General features: G+C 65.5%; 21 protein-coding genes. 10 read left to right on the plus strand and 11 right to left on the minus strand.

Annotated features, from left to right (window positions below; all coding sequences use genetic code 11):
- Positions 1-80 precede the first annotated feature (80 nt).
- The 9 genes from V7D81_RS17895 to V7D81_RS17935 form a co-directional block, all read right to left on the minus strand.
- On the minus strand, positions 81-1526 hold the full coding sequence (locus V7D81_RS17895; protein WP_324318773.1) for an efflux transporter outer membrane subunit: 1446 nt from the start codon (positions 1524-1526) through the stop codon (positions 81-83).
- A gap of 12 nt (positions 1527-1538) precedes the next feature.
- Entirely contained in the window at positions 1539-2657 is a 1119-nt protein-coding gene (locus V7D81_RS17900; RefSeq protein WP_324318775.1) for an ABC transporter permease, read from the minus strand.
- Entirely contained in the window at positions 2654-3805 is a 1152-nt protein-coding gene (locus V7D81_RS17905; RefSeq protein WP_324318777.1) for an ABC transporter permease, read from the minus strand. Before V7D81_RS17905 ends, V7D81_RS17900 begins: the two co-directional genes overlap by 4 nt.
- The gene (locus V7D81_RS17910) at positions 3802-5556 is read right to left on the minus strand and encodes an ATP-binding cassette domain-containing protein (protein WP_324318779.1); all 1755 of its coding nucleotides are present in this window, start codon (positions 5554-5556) and stop codon (positions 3802-3804) included. Before V7D81_RS17910 ends, V7D81_RS17905 begins: the two co-directional genes overlap by 4 nt.
- A 5-nt stretch (positions 5557-5561) precedes the next feature.
- On the minus strand, positions 5562-6581 hold the full coding sequence (locus V7D81_RS17915; RefSeq protein ID WP_324318781.1) for an efflux RND transporter periplasmic adaptor subunit: 1020 nt from the start codon (positions 6579-6581) through the stop codon (positions 5562-5564).
- A 92-nt stretch (positions 6582-6673) separates the two neighbouring features.
- Positions 6674-7684 carry a DUF5924 family protein gene (locus V7D81_RS17920; protein WP_324318783.1) on the minus strand — a complete coding sequence of 337 codons (1011 nt, stop codon included), beginning with the start codon at positions 7682-7684 and terminating at the stop codon, positions 6674-6676.
- 4 nt (positions 7685-7688) lie between these two features.
- The gene (locus V7D81_RS17925; protein ID WP_324318785.1) at positions 7689-9191 is read right to left on the minus strand and encodes an alpha/beta hydrolase; all 1503 of its coding nucleotides are present in this window, start codon (positions 9189-9191) and stop codon (positions 7689-7691) included.
- 99 nt (positions 9192-9290) lie between these two features.
- Entirely contained in the window at positions 9291-9536 is a 246-nt protein-coding gene (locus V7D81_RS17930) for a hypothetical protein (RefSeq protein ID WP_324318787.1), read from the minus strand.
- A 133-nt stretch (positions 9537-9669) separates the two neighbouring features.
- Positions 9670-9882: a hypothetical protein gene (locus V7D81_RS17935; RefSeq protein WP_324318789.1), complete on the minus strand. Its 213-nt coding sequence runs from the start codon at positions 9880-9882 to the stop codon at positions 9670-9672.
- A gap of 1 nt (position 9883) precedes the next feature.
- On the opposite strand from V7D81_RS17935, the gene V7D81_RS17940 reads away from it, so the two are divergent.
- The 6 genes from V7D81_RS17940 to fghA all read left to right on the plus strand — a co-directional run bounded on the left by V7D81_RS17940 (position 9884) and on the right by fghA (position 16044).
- Positions 9884-11401: an amidohydrolase family protein gene (locus tag V7D81_RS17940; RefSeq protein ID WP_324318791.1), complete on the plus strand. Its 1518-nt coding sequence runs from the start codon at positions 9884-9886 to the stop codon at positions 11399-11401.
- A gap of 4 nt (positions 11402-11405) precedes the next feature.
- Positions 11406-11708, plus strand: a complete 303-nt coding sequence (locus tag V7D81_RS17945) for a hypothetical protein (protein ID WP_324318793.1) — start codon at positions 11406-11408, stop codon at positions 11706-11708.
- A complete protein-coding gene (locus V7D81_RS17950) occupies positions 11708-12304 on the plus strand; it encodes a PepSY-associated TM helix domain-containing protein (protein ID WP_324318795.1) in 597 nt (198 codons plus the stop codon). The genes V7D81_RS17945 and V7D81_RS17950 overlap by 1 nt, the downstream gene beginning before the upstream one ends.
- Before the next feature lies 1 nt (position 12305).
- Complete coding sequence (locus V7D81_RS17955) at positions 12306-13766, plus strand: DUF2271 domain-containing protein (protein WP_324318796.1); 1461 nt, start codon at positions 12306-12308, stop codon at positions 13764-13766.
- 216 nt (positions 13767-13982) lie between these two features.
- Positions 13983-15095 carry an S-(hydroxymethyl)glutathione dehydrogenase/class III alcohol dehydrogenase gene (locus tag V7D81_RS17960; RefSeq protein ID WP_324318798.1) on the plus strand — a complete coding sequence of 371 codons (1113 nt, stop codon included), beginning with the start codon at positions 13983-13985 and terminating at the stop codon, positions 15093-15095.
- A gap of 118 nt (positions 15096-15213) precedes the next feature.
- Entirely contained in the window at positions 15214-16044 is an 831-nt protein-coding gene (gene fghA / locus V7D81_RS17965) for an S-formylglutathione hydrolase (protein ID WP_324318800.1), read from the plus strand.
- A gap of 117 nt (positions 16045-16161) precedes the next feature.
- Here the strand turns inward: fghA and fahA are convergent, their stop codons facing one another.
- Positions 16162-17463 carry a fumarylacetoacetase gene (gene fahA, locus V7D81_RS17970; RefSeq protein WP_324318802.1) on the minus strand — a complete coding sequence of 434 codons (1302 nt, stop codon included), beginning with the start codon at positions 17461-17463 and terminating at the stop codon, positions 16162-16164.
- A 247-nt stretch (positions 17464-17710) separates the two neighbouring features.
- On the opposite strand from fahA, the gene V7D81_RS17975 reads away from it, so the two are divergent.
- The 4 genes from V7D81_RS17975 (at position 17711) to V7D81_RS17990 (ending at position 25122) form a co-directional block, all read left to right on the plus strand.
- Positions 17711-19852: a malate synthase G gene (locus tag V7D81_RS17975; protein WP_324318804.1), complete on the plus strand. Its 2142-nt coding sequence runs from the start codon at positions 17711-17713 to the stop codon at positions 19850-19852.
- 205 nt (positions 19853-20057) lie between these two features.
- Positions 20058-21011 carry a hypothetical protein gene (locus V7D81_RS17980; RefSeq protein ID WP_324318806.1) on the plus strand — a complete coding sequence of 318 codons (954 nt, stop codon included), beginning with the start codon at positions 20058-20060 and terminating at the stop codon, positions 21009-21011.
- Between the two features lie 314 nt (positions 21012-21325).
- The gene (locus tag V7D81_RS17985; protein ID WP_324318808.1) at positions 21326-22567 is read left to right on the plus strand and encodes a M12 family metallo-peptidase; all 1242 of its coding nucleotides are present in this window, start codon (positions 21326-21328) and stop codon (positions 22565-22567) included.
- A 149-nt stretch (positions 22568-22716) separates the two neighbouring features.
- Positions 22717-25122, plus strand: coding sequence for a phosphoketolase family protein (locus V7D81_RS17990; RefSeq protein ID WP_324318810.1), 2406 nt, complete (start codon positions 22717-22719; stop codon positions 25120-25122).
- Between the two features lie 126 nt (positions 25123-25248).
- Here the strand turns inward: V7D81_RS17990 and V7D81_RS17995 are convergent, their stop codons facing one another.
- The gene (locus V7D81_RS17995) at positions 25249-25563 is read right to left on the minus strand and encodes an HPF/RaiA family ribosome-associated protein (protein ID WP_324318812.1); all 315 of its coding nucleotides are present in this window, start codon (positions 25561-25563) and stop codon (positions 25249-25251) included.
- Between the last annotated feature and the right edge of the window lie 151 nt (positions 25564-25714).

A 25714-nucleotide genomic window follows, 5' to 3' on the forward strand; every position in this document is an offset into this window, starting at 1 on the left:
CGCCGGATCAAAGGGGGGGACGGGTCCATCCCATTATTGGGCTTCAGCCGGCCTGGGGTAGGCTGAAGCCCACCCCTACATCACTGCCCTTCACTCCATCCGCCGCCCAGCGCCTTGTACAGCGCCACCAGCCGCACGCCGATCTGCGTGCGGCTCTCGCTGAAGGCGCGTTCCGCCTGCAGCAGCGAGCGATGGGCGTCGAGGTCGACCAGGTAGTTGACCAGTCCATGCTCGTATCGCACGTGCGCGATCTCGTAGGCGTCGCGGCTGGCGGCGACGACTTGCGCCAGTTCCTGATGGCGACGCTGTTCGGCCGCATACGCCGCGAGCGCATTCTCGATCTCGTGCCACGCGCCGAGAACGGTGCGCTGGTAGTTCACGGCGGCTTCCTGCTGCTGCAGTTCGCGCAGCTCGACCACGGAACGCAGACGACCGCCCTGGAAGATCGGCAGCGTCAGGCTCGGGCCGATGACCCATTGCCGCGCGCCCCAGTCGCCGAAGTCGGAGGCGTCGAGCGATTGCTGGGAAAAACTTCCCGTGATCGACAAGCGCGGATACAGGTCCGCCACGGCCACGCCGATGTCCGCCGTGGCGGCGTGCAGCTGTGCTTCGGCGCGACGGATATCGGGACGACGGCGCGCCAGTTCGGAAGGAATGCCGCCCGGCGCGACCTGCGGTAGTGCGTTCGTCGCCGGTGTCGAAGCCAGTTCGGCGTTCAGCGAGGCGGGATCGGCGCCGACGAGCAGGGCGAGTGCATTCTGCAATGCCGCCTCCTGATGTTCGAGCGGCGGAATCTGCGAGCGCACCGTCGCCACCTGCGCCTGCTGCGTGCTCAGGTCGAGGTTGCTGACCAGTCCGCCCTTGACGCGGTATCCGGTGAGTTCCAGTTCGTCGGTGCCGGAGGCGACATCGTCACGCGCGATGCGCAGCTGGTCGCGCACGCCCCGCAGTTCCAGATAGGTGCGTGCAACTTCGGCGACCAGGGTCAGCTCCACGTCATGAAAGGCTTCCTGGCCGGCGGCGACATTGGCATCGGCAGATTCGACCGCGCGTCGCACGCGACCCCACAGGTCGAGTTCCCATGCGGCGTCGAAGCCTGCCTGGTAGACGTCGTACGGTTCCGCCAGGGCCTCGATGATCTGATCGCGCGCAGCGCCGGCCGGCGCCAGGATGTCGATCATGCGGGTCGTGACGCCGAACTCGCTCTCGCGACGGCGCTGGTAGCCCGCGTTGGCGCTCACGCCGGGCCAGCGCTCGCCCGTGGCGATGGCGCGCTGCACGCGACTTTGCGCGACCCGCAGTCCCGCGATCTTCAGATCCAGATTGCCGGCGCGCGCACGCCCGATCAGTGCATCGAGCGTGGGATCGCCGAACTGCTTCCACCATTCGGCGTCGACGGACTGTACGTCGGCCGCGCCCTGCCACTGTTCGGGTAGCTGCGCCTGCGGCGGCTCGAAGGAGGGGCCGACCGCGCAGGCGGCGATGCACAGCGACGAAGCGGCGAGCAGGAATTTACGGGTCAGCATGGGACACCTGCATTACACCAGCCGGTGGCGGAACAGCCACGAGGCCGTGGGAAGCGTCAGCACGGCGATGAGGATCAGCGGCCACATGTCGTTGTAGACCCACTCGAATCCCGCACCTTCGAGATAGATCCGCTGCACCATCTCGATGGCATAGCGCAGCGGATTCGCCAGCGTGAGGTACTGCATGGCCGTCGGCATGTTGCTGATCGCGGAGGTGAGGCCCGACAGCAGCATCATCGGCATCAGCAGCACGAACGTGTAGAGCATCGCCTGCTGCATGGTCGCGGAGTAGGCGGAGAGCGCCAGCCCGACGCCGACCGACGCGGTCGTGAACAGCAGCAGGCCGACGTAGAGCGTGAGCAGCGAACCCTGGAACGGAATGCCGAACCAGAAACGCGCGACCAGCAGGATGATGGTGGACTGCGTGAGACCGATCAGGATCGGCGGCACCGCCTTGCCGATCATGATCTCGCGCGGTCGCAGCGGCGTGACCAGCAGCTGATCGAAGGTGCCCTGTTCGCGCTCGCGCGCCACCGACAGTGCCGTGAGCATGAGCGTCTGCAGGAAGCTCAGCGCGGCAATGAGACTGGGGATCATGTTCCAGCGCGTTTCCAGGTTCGGGTTGTACCAGGCGCGTGTTTCCACCCGCAGCGGTACTGCCGCGTGTCCGTGCGCGGCACTCCAGTCGGCATTGAAGCGTTCGACGACCGCCGAGAGATAGGCGGTGGAGATGCCGGCGGTATTCGAGTTGCGGCCGTCGGTGATGGCCTGCACGGTGGCGCCCTGGCCGGACTGGATGCGGCGCTCGAAATCGTCGGGAATCTGGACCACCAGGATCGCCTCCTTGCGGCCGATCGCGGCATCGATGTCGCGGGCATTGTTCAGGATGGCCACGCGATTGAAGACGGTCGTGCCGTCCAGGCGCGCGACGAAATCGCGCGAGGCCTGGCTGCGGTCGCGGTCGAGCAGCGCGTAGGGCACTTCGTTGAGATCGAACGTGGCCGCGTAGCCGAACAGCAGCGACTGCAGGAAGATCGGCAGGAACAGCACCAGCCGGCTGCGCGGATCCTTGAGAACCGCGATCAGCTCCTTGCGGATGAGCGTGGCGATGCGATGCAGCGCGGCGTTCATGCCAGCTCCTTGCGGATGTTCACGCGCGTCAGCACCAGCAGCACCGCGGCGGCGAAGGCGAGGACGGCGCAGTCGCGGATCAGCAGGCCCGGCACATTGCCGGCGAGAAACAGGGTCTGCAGCGCCTCGACGTAGTAGGTCGCCGGCAGCACGTGACTGATGCCGCGCACCACCGCCGGCACGCTGCGCAGGTCGAAAATGAAACCCGACAGCATCAGCGCCGGCAGGAAGCCGACGATCAATGCGATCTGGCTGGCCAGGAACTGGTTCTTCGTCGCCGCCGAGATCAGCAGCCCGGTCGTCAGCGACACCAGCAAATAGAGCATGGACGTGAAGACGATCAGCAGCAGCGAGCCGCGGATGGGCACGAAGAACAGCAGCTTCGCCGACAGCAGGCACATGATGAGTCCCGCCAGCCCGACCATGAAGTAGGGCACGAGCTTGGAGATGACGATCTCCGTGGCGTGCACCGGCGTGACGAACAGCGATTCGAGCGTGCCGCGTTCCCATTCGCGTGCGATCACCAGCGACGTCAGCAGCGCGCCGTTCAGGGTCATGATGAGCACGATCAGTCCCGGCACCAGGAAGTGCCGGCTGTTGTTGGCCTCGTTGAACCATTGACGCGATTCGAGCGTGATCGCGGGCGCGAGCGTGGGCTCGCCCGAGGAGGCGCGCTTGGCCGCCCACGAACCGATCGCGCCCTGCGCATAGGCCTCGATCACGCGCGCGCGATTTGCATCGACGCCGTTCACCAGTACCTGGACGGTGGCGTCGCCACGCGCCAGGCGCCGCGAGAAATCCGCGCGCACGTAGACGATGCCGTCCACCCGCCGCTCGCGCAGCAGCTGCAGGGCGTCGCTCATCGATACCAGCGGTACCGGCGAGAAGTAGGGCGACAGATAGAAACCCGAGAGCACGTCCTGCGCCGTCGGCGATGTGTCTTCGGTCACGAGGGCAAGCGGCGCGTTCTTCACGTCGAACGACAGTCCGTAGCCGAAGATCAGGATCAGCAGCAGCGGCAGGAACAGTCCCACCATCAGGTTGCTCCGGTCGCGCACCAGCTGCCGCGATTCCTTGCGCGTCAGCGCGACCAGCCGGCGCCACGAAAGGGCATCGGCAAGGCGCGATGTGGCGGCGGGCTGGGTCATGAGGCGTCCTGCGCCTGCCGGCGTGCATTCGCGACGATGGCGATGAAGGCGTCTTCCATCGTCTGCGCCGGCGCGCCGTCTTCCGCCGCGTGCGCCCGGACTGCCTCCGGCGTGCCGATGGCGAGCATCCGGCCGGCGTCCTGGATCATGATGCGATCGCAGTATTCGGCCTCTTCCATGAAGTGCGTGGTGACGACGATGGTCGTGCCGTGGTCGGCGAGCGCCGTGATGCGTCGCCAGAATTCGCGGCGCGCCAGCGGATCGGCGCCGCTGGTGGGCTCGTCGAGAAAGACGATCTGCGGTTCGTGCAGCAGCGCCGCTGCCATGGCCAGCCGGCGCTGGAAACCGCCGGGCAGCAGGCCGGCAGCGGCCGATTCGCGTTCGCGCAGATCGAAATTGTCGAGCGCCCAGTCGATGCGCGCTTTGAGGCGCGAGTTGCGCAAGCCATAGGCGCCGGCGAAGAACTCCAGGTTTTCGCGGATGCTGAGATCGCCGTACAGCGAGAATTTCTGCGCCACGTAGCCGACGTTCTGGCGCGCCTCGGCGCGCGCGCGGCGCAGGTCCGCGCCGGCCACGCGCAATGTGCCGCTGGTCGCCGGCAGCAGGCCGCAGAGCATGCGGAACGTCGTGGTCTTGCCGGCGCCGTTCGGGCCGAGCAGTCCGAACACTTCGCCGCGCCGCACATCGAAGCTGGTGCGGTTCACGGCCGTGAAATCGCCGAACTTGCGCACCACGTCGTGCACTTCGATGACGATTTCGGAATCGCTGGTGGGCCTCGCCGAGGCCAGTTCGATGGCAGCGGCCGCGGCCGGCGGCACGCTGGCCTGCGCCCGCAGCAGCATCATCAGTCCATCTTCCAGGTCCGGTTCCACGGGGTCGAACCGCACGTCCGGCACGCTCGCCGCGTGTGCTTCGCGCATCACCGTGCGCACGTGGCCGCTATGGGGCACGGCGTCGATGATCTCGGGCATGTCCATCAGTCGCGCCTGCAGCGAGCGGGCCGACTCCTGCATTGATGCCGTGGCTATGAAGGAATGACCGCGCGCCCGCGCGCTGAGATCCTGCGGCGGACCCAGTGCGACGGTCCGGCCTTCGTGCAGCACGATGACGTGCGAGCAGCGTTCGGCTTCGTCCATGTACGACGTCGAGACCAGCACGGACAGTCCTTCGTTTTCGACCAGCCCGGCCACGATCGACCACAGTTCGCGCCGCGACAGCGGATCCACGCCCACGGTCGGTTCATCGAGCAGCAGCAGATCCGGCGAGCGCACCAGCGTGCAGGCGAGGCCGAGCTTCTGCTTCATGCCGCCCGACAGTTTGCCGGCGAGCCGGTCGCGAAACGGCGCGAGCGCCGTCATCTCCATCAGTCGCGGATAGCGCCCGGCACGTTCCTGTGCAGTGACGCCGTGCAGGTCGGCATAGAGATCGAGGTTTTCCTGCACGCTCAGGTCTTCGTACAGGCCGAAGCGCTGCGGCATGTAGCTGATGCGGTTCTGGATCTCCTGCGGATGCGTCGCGACGTCGAGACCGAGGACCGTCAGCGTGCCGGCATCCGCGCGCAGCAGGCCGGTGGCCAGTCGCAGCAGGGTGGTCTTGCCGGCGCCGTCCGGGCCGACCAGCGCGGTGAGCGATCCGTGCTGCGCTTCGAACGACACCTGGTCCAGCGCCGTGACGACGTCGGTCTTGCCGCGCGCAAACCGCTTCGACACCTCGCGTGCCTGGATCGCGACGCCGTGACGGGGCGCGGTCATGGCATTCAGCCCGCGGCGGGCGCTGCCGTCTTCGCGGTGGTGTCGATGCGTACCGTTGCCGGCATGCCCAGTCGCATCCGGTCGTCCGGGTCTTGCACCAGGATGCGGACCTCGTAGACGAGGCTGGTGCGCAGTTCTTCGGTCTGCACGGTCTTCGGCGTGAACTCCGCGGTCGAGGAGATGAATCCCACCGTGCCGGCGATGGGCTGCTTCGGATCGGCGTCGATGGTGACGCTGGCCGCCATGCCGACATTGACGCGCCCGAGGTCGGGTTCGCTGAGATAGGCGCGCACCCACTTCGGCCTGGCGATTGCAATCGAGAACACCGGTCGCTGCGGCGTGGCGAGTTCGCCGGGCTCCATCAGCCGGTTGCGGATGACGCCGTCGGTCGGCGACACCAGTTCCGCATCCTGCAGCTGCTGGCGCAGCAGGGCGAGATCGGCTTCGGCGGCATCGAGCTGCGCCTGGGCCTGTTCGATGTCTTCCTTGCGCGTGCCTGCCAGCAGCAGCGCGAGTGCCTCGCGCGCGTTCTTCGCATGGGCTTCGCTCATGCGTGCCTGCGTCGCTGCGGCTTCGAGATCCGTGGTGCTGATGGCGCGACCCTTCGACGCATCGCTGATCGATTGCAGCCGGTCGATCTGGCTGCGCGCATTGGCCGCTTCGGCCTCCGCCGCAGCGACGGCGGCGCGCGCCTGGGCGATTTCCTCCGGCCGCGCGCCATTGCGCAACTTGCGCAGCAGCTCCGACTGCGCGGTCACCTGCGCTTCGCCCTGGCGTACGCGCGGTTGGAGCCGGCTGGTGTCGAGCCGCGCCAGCACGTCGCCGGCCTTGACCGGGGTGCCTTCCTCGACCAGTACCGCGGCGATGCGTTCGCTGTCCTTGAAGGGCAGATCGACCTGGCGCAGGTCCACGTTGCCGTGCAGGGTGATGACATCGGACTGCTCTTCGCGACCGAAGAGCCACCACGCGAGAAGGGCGAGCAGTGCAATCGCCGCCGCGGCGATGACGATGGATTTCCTGTTCACGAAGGCTCAACTCGCAGGCAGCCAGCGGACGGGCATTCTATGCAAAAAGCCGGCGCGAACGGCACAGGGGATTGCCGGTCCCGCCGCCAGATTCACGTGACGGTGAATTGCAGGCGTCGGAGCAGTTGCCCCTGCGGTGTGCGGACATCGACGAACCAGCGTCCGCGCGCATCGGCCGGAAACGACTGCTTGCGCGAGTACGTGCGCCAGCCGCTGTCGTTGCCGCCATGGATCTGCGAGGTGATGAGTTCGCTGGAGCCGCGATGACGCCACTCGAAGACGATCGACTGCGCCACGCCGCTCGGTGCGCGGATGGCGACGAACGCGATCACGCCCGCGCCGAGTTCCGCCTGCGACAGCACCCGCACCCGCGCGCCGGGCGTCAGTTCGTCGATGGACTGCGTGACCACGGCCTGCGTCACCGCCAGTCCTGCCGGCGGAATATGGGCCCGCAGCGACCAGACCAGCAGTGGCGCCGCCACGGAGCAGGCGATCCATGCTGCTTTCAGGCGCATCGAACGCAGCGAATGCAGCGACATCGGCGCCGTGAGCAGCAGCCAGACGCCCACGGCGCCCAGCGCAAAGGGCAGCGCCTGCTCCAGCGACAGATGCACGACCATCGGCAGCACCACGACCGCCGCGATCAGGCTGCAATACGCGTGGAACAGCAGGCGGCTCGCGGCGCGTGCAGCGATCCAGCGTTCATAGAGCGGATCGAGCGCGGTCAGCAGCGCGGCGATGCAGGCAATCACCAGGAAGGCGATCTGCCCCGCGTCCAGCTGCGTCGCGCCGACCATGAAGGGCAATGCGAAGAACAGCATTTCCTGCTGCAGCGACTGCGTCAGGAAATTGGAGACGAACTTGCCGATCCCTGCGCGCCGCCGCTCCAGGTAACGCCGCACCAGCGGCTCGATGAGCAGCCATACCCAGCCGGCCAGCGCGATCATCGCAATGATTCGTGCGAGGTCCGCGCCGCGCTTCACCATCGCGAAGCCGACGACGCCCGACACGAAACTGATCGACGGTATCAGCCAGGGAACGCGCTCCAGGAACCGCGCGATGCGGGCGAGGGGCGGATTCGATGCCGATGCGTCGGACGACATCGCGCTAGTCTGCGGAGGCCGCCGCCGCGGTGCGTTCGATCACGTAGGCGAAGAACGGATTGCTGCCCAGGCGCACGGTGGTGATGTCGAGACCGCCGGCCATCACGCCGCGTTCGCCGCGCATTCCCAGCGTCCCGAGCGCGACGCCGAAGTTCTCGGCGGGGTCCGGCGTGCGTCCGTACAGGCCATCGCTTTCCGGAAACGGCAGGGCGATGTGCGACAGCGAGAACACGTCCGCCGGATATCGCAGGTTCAACGGTCGAATGATTTCCTGCGATGCGCCCGCCGCTGTCGTGCGGGCGACGATCTCGAGCGTCCTCGGCCCGGCATTGGTGACGATCGTCACGCCATAGTTGCGCGGCGCCGCGCCCAGCATGGCCGATGGCGCGACCAGCGCGCCCTGGCGCAGGAAGGGTTCGAGGTTCGCTTCGCGATTGATGTCGAACAGCACCAGCGCGCTGCCGTTCGCCGGCAGGTGGGCGTAGAAGGCCGTGGCCACGGCCGAGGCGATCACGGTGGCATCGACCAGCGACTGGAACGTGAGCACCGGCGGCAGCCGTGCGAGATCGCCGCTCGCCTTCAATCGCAGCAGCTGCCGCTGCACCGCGTCCGTCAGCAGGTAGGACTGTCGCGCGGCGTTGACCGGGAACGAGTTGTACTTGAAGGGATTGAACTCCGGAAGAATGTCGAGCCAGGCAGTGCGCGCGAACGGCGGCAGGATCGCGGGCCAGCCGGCGATGCCCGCATAGCGCGCACTGCGATTGACGCCGATCATCGGCGAGAGCAGCACCAGCCGCTCGACCTGCGGCAGCGCCGGATTCTCCAGCGCATCGAGCGCGTACTTGACGGCGAGCGCGCCGCCATTGGAATAGCCGACGAGATGCACCGGCAGGCTGCCGTGCGATCGTCGCGCTGCTTCGCGCATCGCCATGCGGGTGGCGGCCGTCCAGTCCTGCCATTCGATGCGCGTGAGCGCGCCGGGCACGGTGCCATGCGCCGGCAGGCGCGGGACGAGTGCGATGAAGCCGCGACGTCGATAGTCCTCGGCGAGATGGCGCATCGAGTACGGCGAATCGGTCAGTCCATGCAGCAGGACGACGACGCCGACCGCCGCTGCCTCGGGTTCGAGGACATGGGAACGGTTCCAGCGGGTCGCGAACCGTTCCGGATACACCGGGCTGTCGGGATTGTAGCGATTGAAGTGCGCGCGCTCGTCTGGCGCGACCGCGTGTTCCATGTCGCGGGCGACGTCGGCGAAGAGGTGGTTCTCCGCTGCGACGTACTGCGACCAGTCCGCAGCATCGAGCGCCCGGGCATCGAGTTCTTCGGGGACCAGTCGATGCCACGGTTGCAGATCCGGCGTGCTGCGCGACATCCAGGCACGCATGCCGAGTGCGCCGATGAGTAGCGCCAGCAGCACCAGGACGATCCGCTGCGCGTAGAGCCGCAGACGATGCAGCCATCCGGTTCGGCCGGTGTGCGGTTCGATGGTTGCTGTGGCTGTCATGCGGGCACAGGGTACCGCGCATGCGGGAGCGATGGGTTGTGGGGCCGGCTTCAGCCGGCCTCTGAGGAGTCAGGCTGAAGCCTGACCTACAAGCCTGACCTACAGGAGGAGCCGATCGGCTACTGCGCTGATCCGTTCCATCTCGTAGCCGACCGTTTCCATGGTGCGCGGATCGATGATGGGATTGCCGCGACGGAAGGCGCCGGTCTGGACGGCGAAGTGTCCGAAGGCGCTGTCGGGACTGGCCGCCTGCGACGAGATGTCGCCGTTGTTTTCGCGGATCAGCACCTGGCCCCCGGCGCCTTCGTCCAGCAGCCAGCCGATCACTTCACAGGTCGGTTCCACGGCACGTACCTTTGTTGTCGGTTCGACGATGACAGAGCAACGAGCGTGCCAGACGCGCCCGTTTCATCTGGATCAATCACTTAGGCCACGACGGACTACGCGCGTCACGTGACGAGGATTGTCACCTTGTGCGTCAGCCGCGCGACTTGTCAGAACCCGACGCCGAATGCAGACAGCGGTGCGCTGCCAATGCATTCGCGGCCAACGCCTGCAGACGGTCGGGGTTGTCGGCCCCGTTGGCAACACTTATGAAACCTTCATGCAGGAGCGTGACAAGATCCCCCGGCGTCTGGAAAGCCTGCCGCGCGGCGGCTCCTTGCAAGAATCGGATGTCGGGGGAACTCATCATGTGGATCCGCAAAGGTGATCGCGATCGCTCGCTCGGCATCGACTCGCCGATTCCGACGCAGGTCGTGTCGAACGAGGAATTCCTGCCCCGTCCGCAGACGGAGAAACAGAAGCAGGTCGAAGCCCTGACGATGGAGATGGGCACGGCCAATGCGAAGAAGCTCAACATGTCCCGTCGCGCCTACATGGCCTCGTCGCTGGGCATCACGACAGCGTTGCTGGCGCAGAACCGCGTATTCGGTGCCGTGTGGGATATCGACAGGGAAGAACAGTTCAGTCTCGCGGCCGTGCAGGAAAAGCTGACCGGCGGCAGGAAGGGCAAGTACTTCATCATCGACGTGCAGGCTCACTACTCCAACGGCATTGCGCTCAACTTCCGCAATTCCGAAACCGCGAAGAACATGGGCTTCGATCTCAAGAACGACGTCGAGGCCTATTCGTTCAAGACCTTCGTGAAGGAGATGTTTCTCGATTCCGAGACCGCGATGGTCGTGATCTCGGGCGTGCCGAGCCGCGAAGAGCAGCGCGCCGCGGACGGCCGCGTGCTGGTCGATGCCGAACGCACGCCGCGCGGGGCCATCCTGCCGTCATGGCTGATGGCGAAGAGCCGCAACGAGATCAACGCGATGGCCGGCTCACAACGCGCACTGAGCCAGGGCAACCTCGCGCCGAACCACTACTGGAATACGCAGACCAACACGATCGACAAGGCCGCGACCCTCGAACAGATGGAACGCGAACTCGATGTCTACAAGATCGATTCCTGGAAGTGGTACTGCCACACCGACCCGGCGCGCACCGGCAACGGCTTCCAGCTCGACGACGAGAACGCGCAGTGGTTCATCGAGGAGTCGAAGAAGCGCGGCAAGAAGCTGTTCAGCGTGCACAAGGGCTACAGCTACCAGTCGAAGAAGCTCGGTCATCTGGCGAACCCGAAGGATGTGGAGCTGGCGGCGCTGCGCAATCCGGACGTCAACTTCGTCATCTATCACTCCGCGCTCAAGCACGGTTCTTCCGACGGCGAGAACTGGAAGGAGATGAACGAGTACAACCCGGAGACCGGCGACTTCCTGTGGCACAGGATCCTGATGGACATCAAGCGCAGGAATCCGCAGGTCAACAACGTCTATCCGGAGATCGGCTCGTTCTTCAACACGCTGGTCGTGCAGGATCCGGTCATGGCGATGCACGGCATGGGTCTGAACATCAAGACCTACGGCGCCGATCACGTGGTGTGGGGCACCGACTGCCTGTGGTGGGGTTCGCCGCAGTGGTCCATCGAAGCCTTCCAGCGCTTCCAGATCTCCGATGAGATGTGCGAGAAGCACGGCTACAGGAAGATCACCGACGAGGACAAGGCGCGGATCTTCGGCCTCAACGCGGCGAAGCTCTACAACGTGGACGTGAATGCGCAGCGCAACGCGCTGCCGGCCGACGCATTGGAGCGCACCAGGCTCGCCTATCTCCAGAGCGGCGGCCTGCGCGACAACGAGGCGCACGGCTGGGTTCGGGGATGATCACATGAGCCGCAAAGAGCCCGCCTGGGATTTCGAAAGCGAGCCGCCGTTCGAACTCATGAGCGAGACCGGCATCAATCTGTGCGCGTATTTCGATGCGATGCCGGACGCGAAGCTCGCGACCTACGATCCCGGCTTCCCGGACGAGGCGCTGATGGCATGGGACGGCAACTTCACGTCCGAAGGCGCGCTGCTGCTGCCGTGCTGCGAGAGCGAGGAAGTCGACCCCGCCATGTACCGGCGCTATGCACAGGAGTGCATCCGTTACCGCCAGCGCGCACGCCGCGCGCTGGCGGTCGTGGCCTGATGATCTCGACCCAGGATTTCCACCGTTACTGCCGACTGCTGCACGGCTGGCTGTCGGCCATCGCTTTCCTCGCGCTGTGTTTCTTTTCCGTCACCGGCCTGCTGCTGAATCATCCGCAGTGGACCGAGGGTGAGCCGCCGGCGCCCGTGACCAAGACCGTGCAGCTCGATCCGCAGGCAGTGAAGCGGATCGAACTCGCCGACGATCCGGGCGCGGTGCTGGCGGAGATCGCCGCAGCTCACGCCGCGCTGCGCGGCGAATACAGTTCGGGCGATCGCGCCGGCCCGGATGTGTTCGCGAGATTGCAGGGCGTACGCGGCCTGACGGATGTACGCGTCAATCTGCCGACGGGCCGGCTCGAAATCGTCATCGAACCTGCGCCTGCGACGCTGGTGATGAATGAACTGCATCGCGCCGAACGCGCCAGTCCGTCGTGGCGGCTGCTGGTGGACGTGGTGGCCGTGCTGCTGATCGTGCTGTCGCTGATCGGCTATCTCATCTTCCTGAGCATGCGTTTCCGACTGCGCACGGCGCTGCTGCTGACCCTCGTGAGCGCCGCCGGCATGTGGACACTGTTCTCGCTGACGGTGCACTGACATGCCGTTCGAGACGCTGCCGCCGCCCATGCCCGCGCTGGAAGTGCCCGCCGCCGATGCGGGCGCGTTCGTGTTCCGGGACGAGTGCGTGTTGGGCACACGCATGCTGCTGGCCTTTACGGCGCAATCGCTGCGCGTCGCGCAGGAAGCGGCCTTCGCCGTACGTGCCGAGATCGACCGCTTGCGGCGCGTGCTGGATCACCGCGACCCGGACAGCGAGCTTTCGCAGTTGAATCGCGCCTCGCGCCATCAGGCTTCGGCGGAACTGTTCGACGTCGTCTCGCTGGCCGAACACTGGCAGCGTGTTTCGTCCGGTGCGTTCAGCGGACGGCTGGGACAGGCGTTGAACCTGTGGCGTCAGGCAGTGCACGAATTGCCGTCGCGGATCGAACTCCAGGACGCTGTCGCCCGTACGATGGCGGCCGAGGTCGGGTTCGATCCGCGCACGCGAACCATCGTTCGTCCGGACGCAGTCCTGTTCTCGCTCGACGCGCTCGCGAAAGGCTGGATCGTGGATCGCGCCTTCGATGCTGCGTGCCGCGTGCAGGGCGTGGCGGGTGCACTCGTCGACATCGGCGGCGATATCCGCTGCGGCGGTCAGACGCCGCAGTCCGCCGGCTGGCGCGTCGGCATCGCCGATCCCACGCGGCCCTTCGACAACGCACCGCTGGTCGCGACGACGCACCTGCGTGACGAAGGCATCGCGACCAGCGGCCGCGGGCCGCGCGATCCGCTCGTGCGGGGTGCGCGACACAGCGTCACGCTGTCGCCATTCACCGGCTGGCCGGTCGATCAGCGCCGTTCGGTCAGCGTCATTGCAGCGAGCGCGGCGGAGGCCGACGCCATGGCGACCACGCTGCTCGTGCTGCAAGAAGAGAAGGCGCTCGACCTGGCGAATCGTCACGGCGTCGCTGCACGCATCGCGCGCGATGACGGTTCGATCCGCGTCACCGATGCCGGTCGCGAAAGATTTTCCGTTGCATCGTCCGCCGGACCCTCTGCGTGGTCCGACGGCTGGCAGGCGCTCGCCACTTTCACGGCGCCGCGACGCCAGCTGATCCGCGATCCGAGCTTCCGTTCGCCGTACCTGGCGATGTGGATCACTGCGCCGGACAACCGCCCGGTGCGCACCCTGCTGCTGGTCGGCAAACGCGCCGACTGGCAGAAGGACAACTACCTCTGGTGGTCGATGAACCGGGCGCACACGGACAGGCTCGTGACCACGCGTTCCATGTCGACCTCGGGCGCGGGCGTCTACAACGTGTTCTGGGATGGCGTCGATGATGCCGGCGAACGCGTGCCCGCCGGCACCTACGTGCTGCACGTGGAGACGAGTCGCGAACGCGGCCGGCACACCTATCGATCGCTCACGCTGGAACTCGGCACCGCGCGCCGCTTCGTGCAGGAATTGCCGCCGACCGAGGAGGGCGGCGGACTCAGGGTCAGTTTCGATCACTACTGAACGGATGAAGAGGAACTCCACGGGGGACACGGGGGACACGGGGAACACGGGGATCTGAAAGGAAGCTCTCCTTAAGTTTTCCGCCCCGTGCTCCCCGTGCCCCCCGTGGAGATCTTCTTTTCTGAAATCACGACAAGCACCTGAAGTAGGCGCAGCAGCTGCCGACGGCGCCGGCGTGCGGGGTATGATCCGGGCCCCGCCTTTCCGGAGAAACCCATGAAGACCCGCGCCGCCGTCGCCTTCGCTGCCAACCAGCCGCTGGAGATCGTCGAACTCGACCTCGAGGGGCCGAAAGCCGGCGAAGTGCTGGTGGAAATCATGGCCACCGGCGTCTGTCACACGGACGCCTACACGCTCGAAGGCAAGGACTCCGAAGGCATCTTTCCCTCGATCCTCGGCCACGAAGGCGCCGGGATCGTGCGCGAAGTCGGCGCGGGCGTGACGTCGGTGAAGCCGGGCGATCACGTCATTCCGCTGTACACGCCGGAATGCCGGCAGTGCAAGACCTGCACTTCGCGCAAGTCGAACCTGTGCACGGCCATCCGCGCCACGCAGGGCAAGGGCGTGATGCCCGACGGCACGAGCCGCTTCTCGTACAAGGGCAAGCCCATCTATCACTACATGGGCTGCTCGACCTTCTCCAACTTCACCGTCATGCCGGAAATCGCGGTGGCCAAAGTCCGCGAGGACGCACCGTTCGACAAGATCTGCTACATCGGCTGCGGCGTCACGACGGGCGTCGGCGCGGTGATCTACACCGCCGATGTCGAGGCCGGCGCGAACGTCGTGGTGTTCGGTCTCGGCGGCATCGGACTGAACGTGATCCAGGGCGCGAAGCTCGTCGGCGCCGACAAAATCATCGGCGTCGACGTCAATCCCGCCAAGCGCGCGATGGCCGAGAGCTTCGGCATGACCGACTTCGTCAATCCGAAGGAAGTCGGTGCGGCAAACGTCGTGGCGAAGATCGTCGAACTCACTGGCGGCGGCGCCGACTATTCCTTCGACTGCACCGGCAACACCGACGTCATGCGCCAGGCGCTGGAGTGCTGTCATCGCGGCTGGGGCCAGTCGATCATCATCGGCGTCGCGGAAGCCGGCAAGGAAATCGCCACCCGCCCATTCCAGCTCGTCACCGGCCGCGTCTGGAAGGGCACGGCCTTCGGCGGCGCGCGCGGTCGCACCGATGTGCCGAAGATCGTCGACTGGTACATGAACCGCAAGATCCGCATCGACGAACTGATCACGCACACGATGCCGCTCGAGAAGATCAACGATGCGTTCGATCTGATGCACGAAGGCAAGTCGATCCGCAGCGTCGTGCTGTTCTGACTCTTCTGTGGGTCAGGCTTCAGCCTGACTCCAGCAAGGCCGGCTGAAGCCGGCCCCACAGGAAGAGAGGGGCCACAGGAAAAGGCCCGCAAGCAAATTGTTTGGCGGAGCCGGATCCATGCTCAAGACCGTTTCATCCTGGCGCTGCTTCGGCGGCAGACTCGACGTGTTCGACCACGAATCCAGCGTGTGCCGCACCACCATGCGCTTCGCTGTCTTCTCGCCGCCCCAGACAGGGAAAGTGCCGGTGCTCTGGTATCTCTCCGGCCTGACCTGCACCTGGGAAAACGTGATGACCAAGGCCGGCCTGCAGCGCACCGCCGCGGAGCTCGGCATCATGATCATCGCGCCCGACACCTCGCCGCGCGGCGAAGGCGTGCCGGACGACACTGCCTACGATCTGGGCCAGGGCGCCGGTTTCTATCTCAGCGCCACGCAGGCGCCGTGGTCGACGCACTTTCACATGGATCGCTACGTCGTCGAGGAACTGCAGCAGGTCGTTGCAGACAACTTCGCCCATGCCGATCTGAATCGTCAGGGCATCACGGGCCATTCGATGGGCGGACACGGCGCGCTGATGCTGCACCTGAAACATCCGCAGCTCTACCGCTCCGTCTCCGCCTTCGCGCCGATCGTCGCGCCGACGCAGGTGCCGTGGGGACAGAAGGCATTCACCGCCTACCTCGGCAACGACCGTGACGCCTGGCGCCCGTACGACGCCTGCGAACTGGTGAAACAGCGCCCGTCGCAGGCGCACGTACTCATCGATCAGGGCAGCGCCGATACCTTCCTGCAGCGCGAACTGCAGCCGGAACGCTTCGTCGCCGCCGCGAAATCAGCCGGCCAGCAGGTCACGTTGCGCCTGCAGGAAGGCTATGACCATTCCTACTACTTCATCGCGACGTTCATCGATGATCATCTGCGGTGGCATGCGCAGGCGCTGGCATAGGAATGGTACGCAAAAAGCGCAAGGCGGAACGCAAAAGGCGCAGGTCCGAAAGAAGCTTTTACTTCTTCTTGCGCTTTTTGCGTTCCGCCTTGCGCCTCTTGCGTACCAATCTTCCTCTTAAGAGGAAGCCACCACCTCTCCCGCACACTCCCCGAAGCCGATCCGCACCCGCCCCGGCGCTTCGGCATGGGCCGTCATGACGAGCCGGTCGCCTTCCTGCAGGAACGTGCGCGTTTCGCCGCCCGGTAGCTGAAGCGGATGGCGGCCGCCGCCCGACAGTTCGATGAGACTGCCGAAGCTCGACGGGTCGACGCCCGACAGCGTGCCCGTGCCGAGCAGGTCGCCCGGACGCAGGTTGCAGCCATTGCAGGTGTGATGCGCGATGAGCTGTGCGACGGTCCAGTACATGACGCTCATCGGGCCGCGGCTCAGGCGATGCGGGGCGATGCCGGCGTCGCGCATGCGCGATGTCTGCAGATGGACTTCCATCACGATTGCGTACGCGCCCGCTGCTTGATCGGCTGAATCGAGCAGGTACGGCAGCGGTGCGGGATCGCCCTCCGGCCGTGACGGCTGCGCCATGCGATACGGCGCGAGTGCTTCGCGGGTGACGATCCACGGCGACACGGTCGTCAGGAAATTCTTTGCGAGGAACGGACCGAGCGGCTGGTATTCCCAGGTCTGCACGTCGCGCGCCGACCAGTCGTTGAGCAGGCACAGTCCGGCGACGTGTTCGCCGGCGCGAGCGATCGGAATCGGCTCGCCGCGTTCATTCGAACCGGCGATCCACACGCCCATCTCCAGTTCGTAGTCGAGCCGCTGCGTGGGTTGATAGACCGGCGGCGCATCGGCGGCCTTGATCTGTGCGCGCGGCCGGATCACCGGTGTGCCCGACGCGACGATGCTCGAGCTGCGACCGTGATAGCCGATCGGTACGTACTTGTAGTTCGGCAGCAGCGGATGGTCGGGGCGGAACAGTTTGCCGACGTTGGTCGCGTGATGGATGCCGGTATAGAAGTCGGTGTAGTCGCCGACCTCCGCAGGTACGTGCAGTGTGCAGTCGTTCGCGGCGAACAGGGCGGGCTGCACGGCATGCGCCTGATTGCGATCGGTCAGCAGCCTGAACACGGCGCGGCGCAAGGCGCGGCGGGGCGCGGCGCCCAGCGCGAGCAGGCCGTTCAATGTCCCCGATCCGCAGGCGTCGACGGCGCGTCGGGCGTCGCCTTCCAGCAGCGATGCAATGTGGCTCAGCGAAAGAATGTGATCGCCGATGGCGATGCCCGCGTGCCGGCGCGTATCGCCGGGCTGCGAGAACGATCCGAGCGGCAGGTTCTGGACGGGGAAGTCGGGATGACGCGCGGCGCTGGCGACCCAGCTCGCGGCGTCGGGCGCGTGGGTCTCGTCGAGTGGCGGATGCATATGCGAAAACCCCGGAATGGATATGTGCGAAACACTAACACCCTTCTGCAGGCGCTTCTGTGGGGCCGGCTGTAGCCGGCCTGAAAACGTCAGGCTGAAGCCTGACCTACAGAAAGACGCGGATCGCGCGGCGCACGGGTAGATTCATTCCCGCGGCCGGTGGTGTAATCGCGACCCCGCAGCGCAGGGCCGTTGCGGCAGAAATGTCCGGCGAATTGCCGGACAAAATTGCAGCAAGAGGTTGACGATGACCAGCATGATCGATCGCGCGGGACTCTCCGTCGCAGCACAGCTCGCGACATTCATCGAACAGAAGGCATTGCCGGGGACGGGCGTAAGTGCCGATGCATTCTGGTCGGGCCTGGCGGGCGTCCTGGCGAAGTTCGCGCCGGAGAATCGTGCGCTGCTCGCCGAGCGCGATCGCCTGCAGGCGGCCATCGATCGCTGGCACGAACAGCGTCGCGGTCAGCCGATCGATGCGGCGGCCTACCAGTCGTTCCTGCGCGAACAGGGCTATCTCGTCGCCGAGCCGGCGCCGTTCAGGATCGAGAGCCGCAATGTCGATGCCGAAGTGGCGACGATGGCGGGGCCGCAGCTCGTGGTGCCCTCGCTCAACGATCGCTTCGTGCTCAACGCGGCGAACGCGCGCTGGGGCAGTCTCTACGATGCGTTCTATGGCACCGATGCGCTGCCCGGCAAGGCCAGGGCCGGCGGCTACGATGCCGAGCGCGGCGCGCAGGTGATCGCACGCGCCAAGGCGGTTCTCGACAGCGCGCTGCCGCTCGCGAGCGGTTCGCACAAGGACGTGAAGAGCTACAGCGTCGTCAATGGCGCGCTGGTGCCGGCGCTGCAGGATCCGTCGCTGCTGTCGGGCTATCGCGGCGACGCTGCGAATCCGTCGAGCCTGCTGTTCCGTCATCACGGACTCGGCATCGAACTCGTCATCGACCGCCAGCATCCGATCGGTCGCGATGACGCGGCCGGCATCGCCGACGTCGTGATGGAAGCGGCGCTGACGACCATCATCGATCTCGAAGATTCCGTCGCCGCGGTGGACGCCGAGGACAAGACCGCGGCCTATTCGAACTGGCTCGGCCTGATGCGCGGCGATCTCGAAGCGACGTTCGACAAGGGCGGCCGCTCCATGACCCGCAAGCTCGAGGCCGACCGCACCTGGACCTCGCCGAAGGACGGCAAGGAAATCACGCTGCCGGGCCGCTCGCTGCTGTTCGTACGCAATGTCGGTCATCTCATGACCACGCCCGCCGTGAAGCTGGCGGACGGTTCCGAAGCGCCGGAAGGCATCCTCGATGCGATGGTGACGTCGCTGATCGGCATGCACGATCTCAAGGCGCTCGGCCGGCATCGCAACAGCCGCGCCGGCTCGATCTACATCGTCAAGCCGAAGATGCACGGTCCGAAGGAAGCGGCCTTTGCGAACAGCCTGTTCAATGCCGTCGAAGATGCGCTCGGTCTCGCGCGTCACACGCTCAAGCTCGGCCTCATGGATGAGGAGCGCCGCACGTCGGCCAATCTCGCTGCGTGCATCGAAGCGGTGAAGGGCCGCATCGTGTTCATCAACACGGGCTTCCTCGATCGCACCGGCGATGAAATGCACACCTCGATGCAGGCCGGCCCGATGATCCGCAAGGGCGCGATGAAGGCCTCGACCTGGATCAAGGCGTACGAGGATCGCAACGTGAACATCGGCCTGACGTGCGGCTTCGCTGGCGTGGGCCAGATCGGCAAGGGCATGTGGGCCGCGCCCGATCGCATGGCCGACATGCTGGAACAGAAAGTCGGTCATCCGCAGGCGGGCGCCACGACCGCGTGGGTGCCGAGCCCCACGGCTGCGACGCTGCACGCGCTGCACTATCACCAGGTCGACGTGTTCGCGCGTCACGCCGAGATCGCCAAGCGTGCGACGCCGGCGCTCGATCTGCTGCTGACCATTCCGCTGCACACCGGTGCGTCGTGGTCCGAGGCCGAAATCACCGAGGAACTGGACAACAATGCGCAGGGCATTCTGGGTTATGTCGTGCGCTGGGTGGATCAGGGCATCGGCTGTTCGAAGGTGCCCGACATTCACGACATCGGCCTGATGGAAGACCGCGCGACGCTGCGCATTTCCTCGCAGCACATCGCCAACTGGCTGCTGCACAAGGTGTGCACGCCGCAGCAGGTGGACGCGGCACTGGCGCGCATGGCGGCGAAGGTGGATTCGCAGAATGCCGGCGATCGGCTGTATCGCCCCATGGCGGCCAACCTGCAGAACAGCCTGGCATTCCAGGCCGCGCGCGCGCTGGTCTTCGAAGGGGTCGCGCAGCCGAACGGCTACACGGAACCGCTGCTGCATCGGTTCCGCGCACTGGTCAAGTCGCAGCACTGACCGGGCGTCATGTTTCTGGCGCGCGATCCGTCGCGCGCCAGCTTTTCCCTCCCTCTCGATTTCTGCGCGCCAGTTCATGGTCCGCGCGACGACAATCCGTCGAAACTCCGTCGACCGCCGTATCGCCCGTCGATGCGGCTGCCTTGTCTCCTAAAACCAAGAACCGCACCGCTGCTGCGGCCCGACAAGCCCGAAGGAGTTCCCGATGACGAATGCCATGTGGATGAGCAAGATCCAGAACGATCCGCAGTTGATCAACATGGTATTGCCGGCCAGCCATGACGCCGGCGTCTACGGCGACAGCCTCAGTCGCGTCGCCGCGCCGAAGCGCTATGCGCGCTGCCAGGGTTCGAACATCTACAACCAGGCGTTCGCCGGCTCGCGCGTGTTCGACGTGCGCGTCTTCCTGAAACGGGTCAAGGACGAGAAGGGCAAGAGCGTCGTCGAACCGACGATGGGTCACTTCGCCATGGAGAAATTCAAGTGGCCGAAGATCGGCAAATCGACCGGCGCACTGGGCGCGTACGGCGGTTCGTTCATGACCGCCGTCAAGGATGCGGTGGCGTACGTGAAGACGTATCCGACCGAGTTCCTGATCCTGCGCATTTCGCACACCTATTGCCCCGAACACGTCGGCGCCGCGCTCGATGATTTCCGCAGCATCGGCAACAACGCGAACTACATCTACAACAAGAGCGGCAACATCGCGCTGTGCTCGCTCGACGACCTGCGCGGCAAGGTCATCATGGTCTTCGCCTCGGAGTTTCACAAAGGCTTCACGCCCCAGAACGGCTATCTGCCCATGTACAAGTACGAGGCGGGTTCGCCGACGGTGAGCGGCCTGTGTTTCTGCGGCACCTACAAGTCGAAGAAGGACATGAAGGATGTTCTGAAGACGGCGCAGACCGCCGCGGACGAACACCACGGCCACCGCGCGGATCATCTGCACTGGGTCTACTGGCAGCAGACCGGCGGCAATGTTTCCAGCAACACCAGGTCCAAGGATGGCGCGCACGCGAAGCTCGGCGACTTCATCACCGAGATCAAGGCCAAGTCGAGCATGAACCGCTGGACCCTGCCGAACGTCATCGGTCACGACTTCGTCAACGAACAGACCTGCAAGCAGATCATCGAGCTGAATCCGGGTTACGGAAGCTGAGAGCGGCAGGTCTGATCCCCTCCTCCGCGCAGCGGGGGAGGGTTAGGGTGGGGGCTTCTTACTGTGGGGCCGGCTTCAGCCGGCCGCTTTCAGAGTCAGGCTGAAGCCTGACCTACAGGAAGAAGCCGGCTGAAGCCGGCCCCACAGGAAGAAGGGGCATGTGACGCAGTTCCCTATTAATACTTCGTCATGCGATCTGCGGGTTTCCCCCAGCCTGTGATGCGCGTCGGAATTCGCGGCGGTTGAGGGACCACCTCGTTCAAAACTCTGCGCTGATGCCGAAGATTCGGATACAGGCCTTCCTAGAGTGAGCCATGTCCGTAATCCAGCGCCGGCGTCCCTGGTGTGCCGGCTTGATCATCGGTGCCATCGCGGCCCTGCCGGTCTTCGCGAATACCAGCGAGAGCGGTCTGCGCATCCGTCATTTCGAGCGGATGCAGACGCTCGAGCCGCTGACGCAGGCGGTGCGCGACAGCGACGAGCGTCCGCTGTCGATGCGGTTTCGCGCCTACGGTCGCGATTTCCACCTGCGTCTGCAGCCGAACGAGCGACTGGCGCTGGCTGCGGCCGGCAGCAGCGTGGGACTGTTTGCCGGCGTCGTCGAAGGCCGGCCGAATTCCTGGGCGCGCATCAGCATCACGTCGGGAACGGCGCGCGGCATGTTCTGGGACGGTGTCGAACTCTTCCTCATCGACAGCATGAAAATTCTGGACGCCGCGAGTGCCGCGTCGCTGGACGCGGGCGATACGGTCGTCTATCGACTTGCAGATACGATCGGCGGGCGCGACCCGGTCAACGCGACCTATCGCGAACTGCGAGATGAGCTGAACGGCGGCGCGGTGCAGTTGCCCGCGGCCAGCTATCGGATCGACGTGGCGGCGCTCGGCGACGCCGCGTTCCGGGCACGCTATGCGACGGACGAGCAGGCGCGCGAGGAAATCCTGACGCGACTGAACAATGTCGATGGCATCTTCGTGGCGCAACTCGGCGTCGCGATCCAGGTGTCCTCCATCGATACGGGCGCATCCGCGACCGCGGGGCTCTCCGATTCCACCAATGCTTCGCAGCTGCTCTCGCAACTCGCCGGACTGCGAATGCGGCAAGCGGATCGGCAGTCGCAGGCGATCACCTTCCTGTTCACGGGCCGCCGGCTCGACGACAGTCGCGTAGGCCTGGCCTACACGCGCACGCTCTGCAGTCCGTACTTCAGCACCGGCCTGGCGCGGGCCAGCGTCAACTCGGGGCTGGATTCGCTGATCGCGGCGCATGAGATCGCGCACATCCTCGGCGCGCCGCACGACGGCGAAAAACAGTGCACGGGCACGCCCAGGAGCCGCTTCCTCATGACGCCGGCGCTGATCTCCAGCGAGTCGGTGTTCTCCGAATGCAGTCTCGCCAACATGCGTCCGGCGCTGCACTCGGCGAGCTGCGTGGTCGAGCTGAACGATGGGCCGTTCCCGTCGGATCGCGCCCTGGCGGCGGCTGCCGCCGTGCCTGTCGAACCCGCTGCCGCCGAAGTCCATGCAGAGGATGCTGCAACGGACGACGCTCGCTGACACCGCTTCGGGTCGGCGCATTCCGTACCTGCCTGCACGGTTGCCGAGCACGTAGCTCGACCGTGTTTGTTCATATTGCCGCCCTCGTTGCGGCGTAAGACCATCGCCACTGATCGGCAATCGCCGGGTCCCGTGGAGATCGTCGCACCATGTCTGCATTGTCCCCCGATCTGTTGCAGGGCATGGATGCCTGGTGGCGCGCAGCGAATTACCTTTCCGTCGGTCAGATCTATCTCTACGACAATCCGCTGCTCAAGGAGCCGCTGCGCAAGGAGCACGTCAAGCCGCGCCTGGTCGGCCACTGGGGCACGACGCCGGGGCTCAACTTCATCTACGTGCATCTGAATCGCGTCATCAAGCAGCGCGATCTCGACATGATCTACATCATCGGTCCCGGTCACGGCGGGCCGTCGATCGTCGCGAACACCTGGCTGGAAGGTACCTACAGCGAGATCTACAGCAACGTGCCGCAGGACGAGGCCGGAATGAAGACGCTGTTCAAGCAGTTCTCCTTTCCCGGCGGAATTCCCAGCCACGTCGCACCCGAAACGCCGGGCTCGATTCACGAAGGCGGCGAACTCGGCTACGCGCTGAGTCATGCGTTCGGCGCGGCGTTCGACAATCCCGATCTCGTCGTGGCGGCGATCGTCGGCGATGGCGAAGCGGAAACCGGTCCGCTCGCGACGAGCTGGCATTCGAACAAGTTCCTGAATCCCGCGACCGATGGCGCGGTGCTGCCGATCCTGCATCTCAACGGCTACAAGATCGCCAATCCCACGGTGCTCGCGCGCATCACCCACGAGGAACTCGACCAGTTGCTGCGCGGCTACGGCTACGCGCCGATCTACGTCGAGGGTCACGAGCCGCAGAAGATGCATCCGCTCATGGCGGCGGCGCTCGATCAGGCGCTCGACGAGATCGCGACAATCCAGCAGGCAGCGCGTCGGGACGGCAGTCAGGAACGGCCGCGCTGGCCCATGATCGTGCTGCGTTCGCCCAAGGGCTGGACGTGTCCGAAGGAGATCGACGGCAAACGCGCCGAGGATTCGTGGCGCGCACACCAGGTGCCGATGGGCGAGATGCATCAGAAGCCCGAGCACATCCGGATTCTCGAACAGTGGATGCGCAGCTACCGGCCGGAGGAACTGTTCGACGCCAACGGCCGCTTCAAGCCCGAACTGGCGGCACTGGCGCCGCAAGGTCGGCGCCGCATGAGCGCGAATCCGCATGCGAACGGCGGCGAACTGCTGCGCGACCTGCGCCTGCCGGACTTCCGCTCCTATGCCGTCGACGTGCCGAAGCCCGGCGCCGTCGACGCCGAGGCGACGCGCGTCATGGGCAAGTTCCTGCGCGACGTCATGAAGATGAATCTCGAGTCGAAGAACTTCCGCCTGTTCAGCCCGGACGAGAACAATTCGAATCGCTGGCAGGACGTGCTCGATGTAACGAATCGCGTCTGGATGGCGGAGAAATTTCCGTACGACGATCACCTGGCCTGCGAAGGCCGCGTCATGGAAATGCTCAGCGAACATCAATGCCAAGGCTGGCTGGAAGGCTACCTGCTCACCGGCCGCCACGGTTTCTTCTCGTGCTACGAAGCCTTCATCCACATCATCGATTCGATGTTCAATCAGCACGCGAAGTGGCTGAAGGTATGCAACGAGATCCGCTGGCGCCGACCGATCGCCTCGCTCAACTACCTGCTGTCATCGCATGTCTGGCGCCAGGATCACAACGGCTTCTCGCACCAGGATCCGGGCTTCATCGATCACGTCGTGAACAAGAAGGCCTCGATCGTGCGCGTCTACCTGCCGCCCGACGCGAACTGCCTGCTGTCGGTCACCGATCACTGCCTGCGCAGCCGCAACTACGTCAACGTCGTCGTCGCCGGCAAGCAGCCGGCGCCGGTGTGGCTGACGATGGAAGAGGCGGTCAGACACTGCGAGGCGGGCATCGGCATCTGGGAGTGGGCGAGCAACGATCGCGGCGTCGAACCCGACGTCGTCATGGCCTGCTGCGGCGACGTGCCGACGCTCGAAACGCTGGCGGCCGTCGATCTGCTGCGCCAGCACCTGCCCGATCTGAAGGTGCGCGTCATCAACGTCGTCAACCTGATGAAGCTGCAGTCGCCGAACGAACATCCGCACGCGCTCAGCGACAACGACTTCGACGACCTGTTCACGCGCGACAAGCCGGTGATCTTCGCCTTCCACGGTTATCCGTGGCTGATCCATCGCCTGACCTATCGCCGCACCAATCACGACAACTTCCATGTCCGCGGCTACAAGGAGGAGGGCACCACCACCACGCCGTTCGACATGTGCGTGCTGAACGACATCGACCGCTTCCACCTCGTGCAGGACGTGATCAACCGTCTGCCGCAGCTCGGTTCACGCGCAGCCTATGCCAAGCAGGCCATCCGCAACGCGCTGATGGAACATCGCGAGTACATCAACCAGCACGGCGAAGATCATCCGCGCGTGCTCGGCTGGCGCTGGGGGCAGGAAACCGCGGTCGGCGGGGTGCACAGCTCGACCGAGGGCGACAACGTCTGAGAATCTCTTGCCGTAGGTCAGGCTTTAGCCTGACACCTCCGAAGGCCGGCTGTGACCGAAGGAAATCCCCTTGGGAAAGCCGGCCCCACAGGAAGACCGGCCCCACAGGAAGAGAAGAGGCGGACGTCAGAACGTCCGGCGCTTGCCGATGGTATGACTCAGCGCGCTGTCGAGCTTCTTCAGCGCGCCATCGATCGCCAGCTTGATCGACGACGCCTCGTGCGACACGGCGACGGGCTGCAGGTGATCGAGCCGGGCTTCCAGGGTGCAGCGCTTGTCTGCCTCGCCATGCTTGCCGCCGTTCTGGTCGGCGAGATGGACTTCGATGCGGGTGACCTGGTTCTTGTACTGGGACAGCGATTCCTCGATGGACTGGGCCAGTCTTTCCGAAGTGTCCTGGGCGATTCGCACGTGACTGCCGTGATTGATCTGGATTTGCATCTCGACTCCACTTGCCGCGGACTTGCGGCACCTCTTTGATACGACGCTGCGCTGCGGCGACTCGTTCCGCAGTCGCCCCGCTTCTTCTACGTCGATCCTGTTGGCAATTGCCGCCGAATTCAAGGCCGGCTTTCTGCTTATGGAGTACGCA

The organism is Povalibacter sp. (assembly GCF_036735925.1).
Lineage (GTDB): Bacteria > Pseudomonadota > Gammaproteobacteria > Steroidobacterales > Steroidobacteraceae > Steroidobacter.

What these genes read in the sequence shown, in the direction of transcription:
- V7D81_RS17980 (WP_324318806.1), top strand. Translation starts at nt 20,058, where the DNA reads ATGACGAATGCCATGTGGATGAGCAAGATCCAGAACGATCCGCAGTTG.
- V7D81_RS17935 (WP_324318789.1), bottom strand. Translation starts at nt 9,882, where the DNA reads ATGAGTTCCCCCGACATCCGATTCTTGCAAGGAGCCGCCGCGCGGCAG.
- V7D81_RS17925 (WP_324318785.1), bottom strand. Translation starts at nt 9,191, where the DNA reads ATGACAGCCACAGCAACCATCGAACCGCACACCGGCCGAACCGGATGG.
- V7D81_RS17905 (WP_324318777.1), bottom strand. Translation starts at nt 3,805, where the DNA reads ATGACCCAGCCCGCCGCCACATCGCGCCTTGCCGATGCCCTTTCGTGG.
- V7D81_RS17910 (WP_324318779.1), bottom strand. Translation starts at nt 5,556, where the DNA reads ATGACCGCGCCCCGTCACGGCGTCGCGATCCAGGCACGCGAGGTGTCG.
- V7D81_RS17920 (WP_324318783.1), bottom strand. Translation starts at nt 7,684, where the DNA reads ATGTCGTCCGACGCATCGGCATCGAATCCGCCCCTCGCCCGCATCGCG.
- V7D81_RS17960 (WP_324318798.1), top strand. Translation starts at nt 13,983, where the DNA reads ATGAAGACCCGCGCCGCCGTCGCCTTCGCTGCCAACCAGCCGCTGGAG.
- V7D81_RS17950 (WP_324318795.1), top strand. Translation starts at nt 11,708, where the DNA reads ATGATCTCGACCCAGGATTTCCACCGTTACTGCCGACTGCTGCACGGC.
- V7D81_RS17955 (WP_324318796.1), top strand. Translation starts at nt 12,306, where the DNA reads ATGCCGTTCGAGACGCTGCCGCCGCCCATGCCCGCGCTGGAAGTGCCC.
- fghA (WP_324318800.1), top strand. Translation starts at nt 15,214, where the DNA reads ATGCTCAAGACCGTTTCATCCTGGCGCTGCTTCGGCGGCAGACTCGAC.
- V7D81_RS17940 (WP_324318791.1), top strand. Translation starts at nt 9,884, where the DNA reads ATGTGGATCCGCAAAGGTGATCGCGATCGCTCGCTCGGCATCGACTCG.
- V7D81_RS17985 (WP_324318808.1), top strand. Translation starts at nt 21,326, where the DNA reads ATGTCCGTAATCCAGCGCCGGCGTCCCTGGTGTGCCGGCTTGATCATC.
- V7D81_RS17975 (WP_324318804.1), top strand. Translation starts at nt 17,711, where the DNA reads ATGACCAGCATGATCGATCGCGCGGGACTCTCCGTCGCAGCACAGCTC.
- fahA (WP_324318802.1), bottom strand. Translation starts at nt 17,463, where the DNA reads ATGCATCCGCCACTCGACGAGACCCACGCGCCCGACGCCGCGAGCTGG.
- V7D81_RS17945 (WP_324318793.1), top strand. Translation starts at nt 11,406, where the DNA reads ATGAGCCGCAAAGAGCCCGCCTGGGATTTCGAAAGCGAGCCGCCGTTC.
- V7D81_RS17990 (WP_324318810.1), top strand. Translation starts at nt 22,717, where the DNA reads ATGTCTGCATTGTCCCCCGATCTGTTGCAGGGCATGGATGCCTGGTGG.
- V7D81_RS17895 (WP_324318773.1), bottom strand. Translation starts at nt 1,526, where the DNA reads ATGCTGACCCGTAAATTCCTGCTCGCCGCTTCGTCGCTGTGCATCGCC.
- V7D81_RS17900 (WP_324318775.1), bottom strand. Translation starts at nt 2,657, where the DNA reads ATGAACGCCGCGCTGCATCGCATCGCCACGCTCATCCGCAAGGAGCTG.
- V7D81_RS17995 (WP_324318812.1), bottom strand. Translation starts at nt 25,563, where the DNA reads ATGCAAATCCAGATCAATCACGGCAGTCACGTGCGAATCGCCCAGGAC.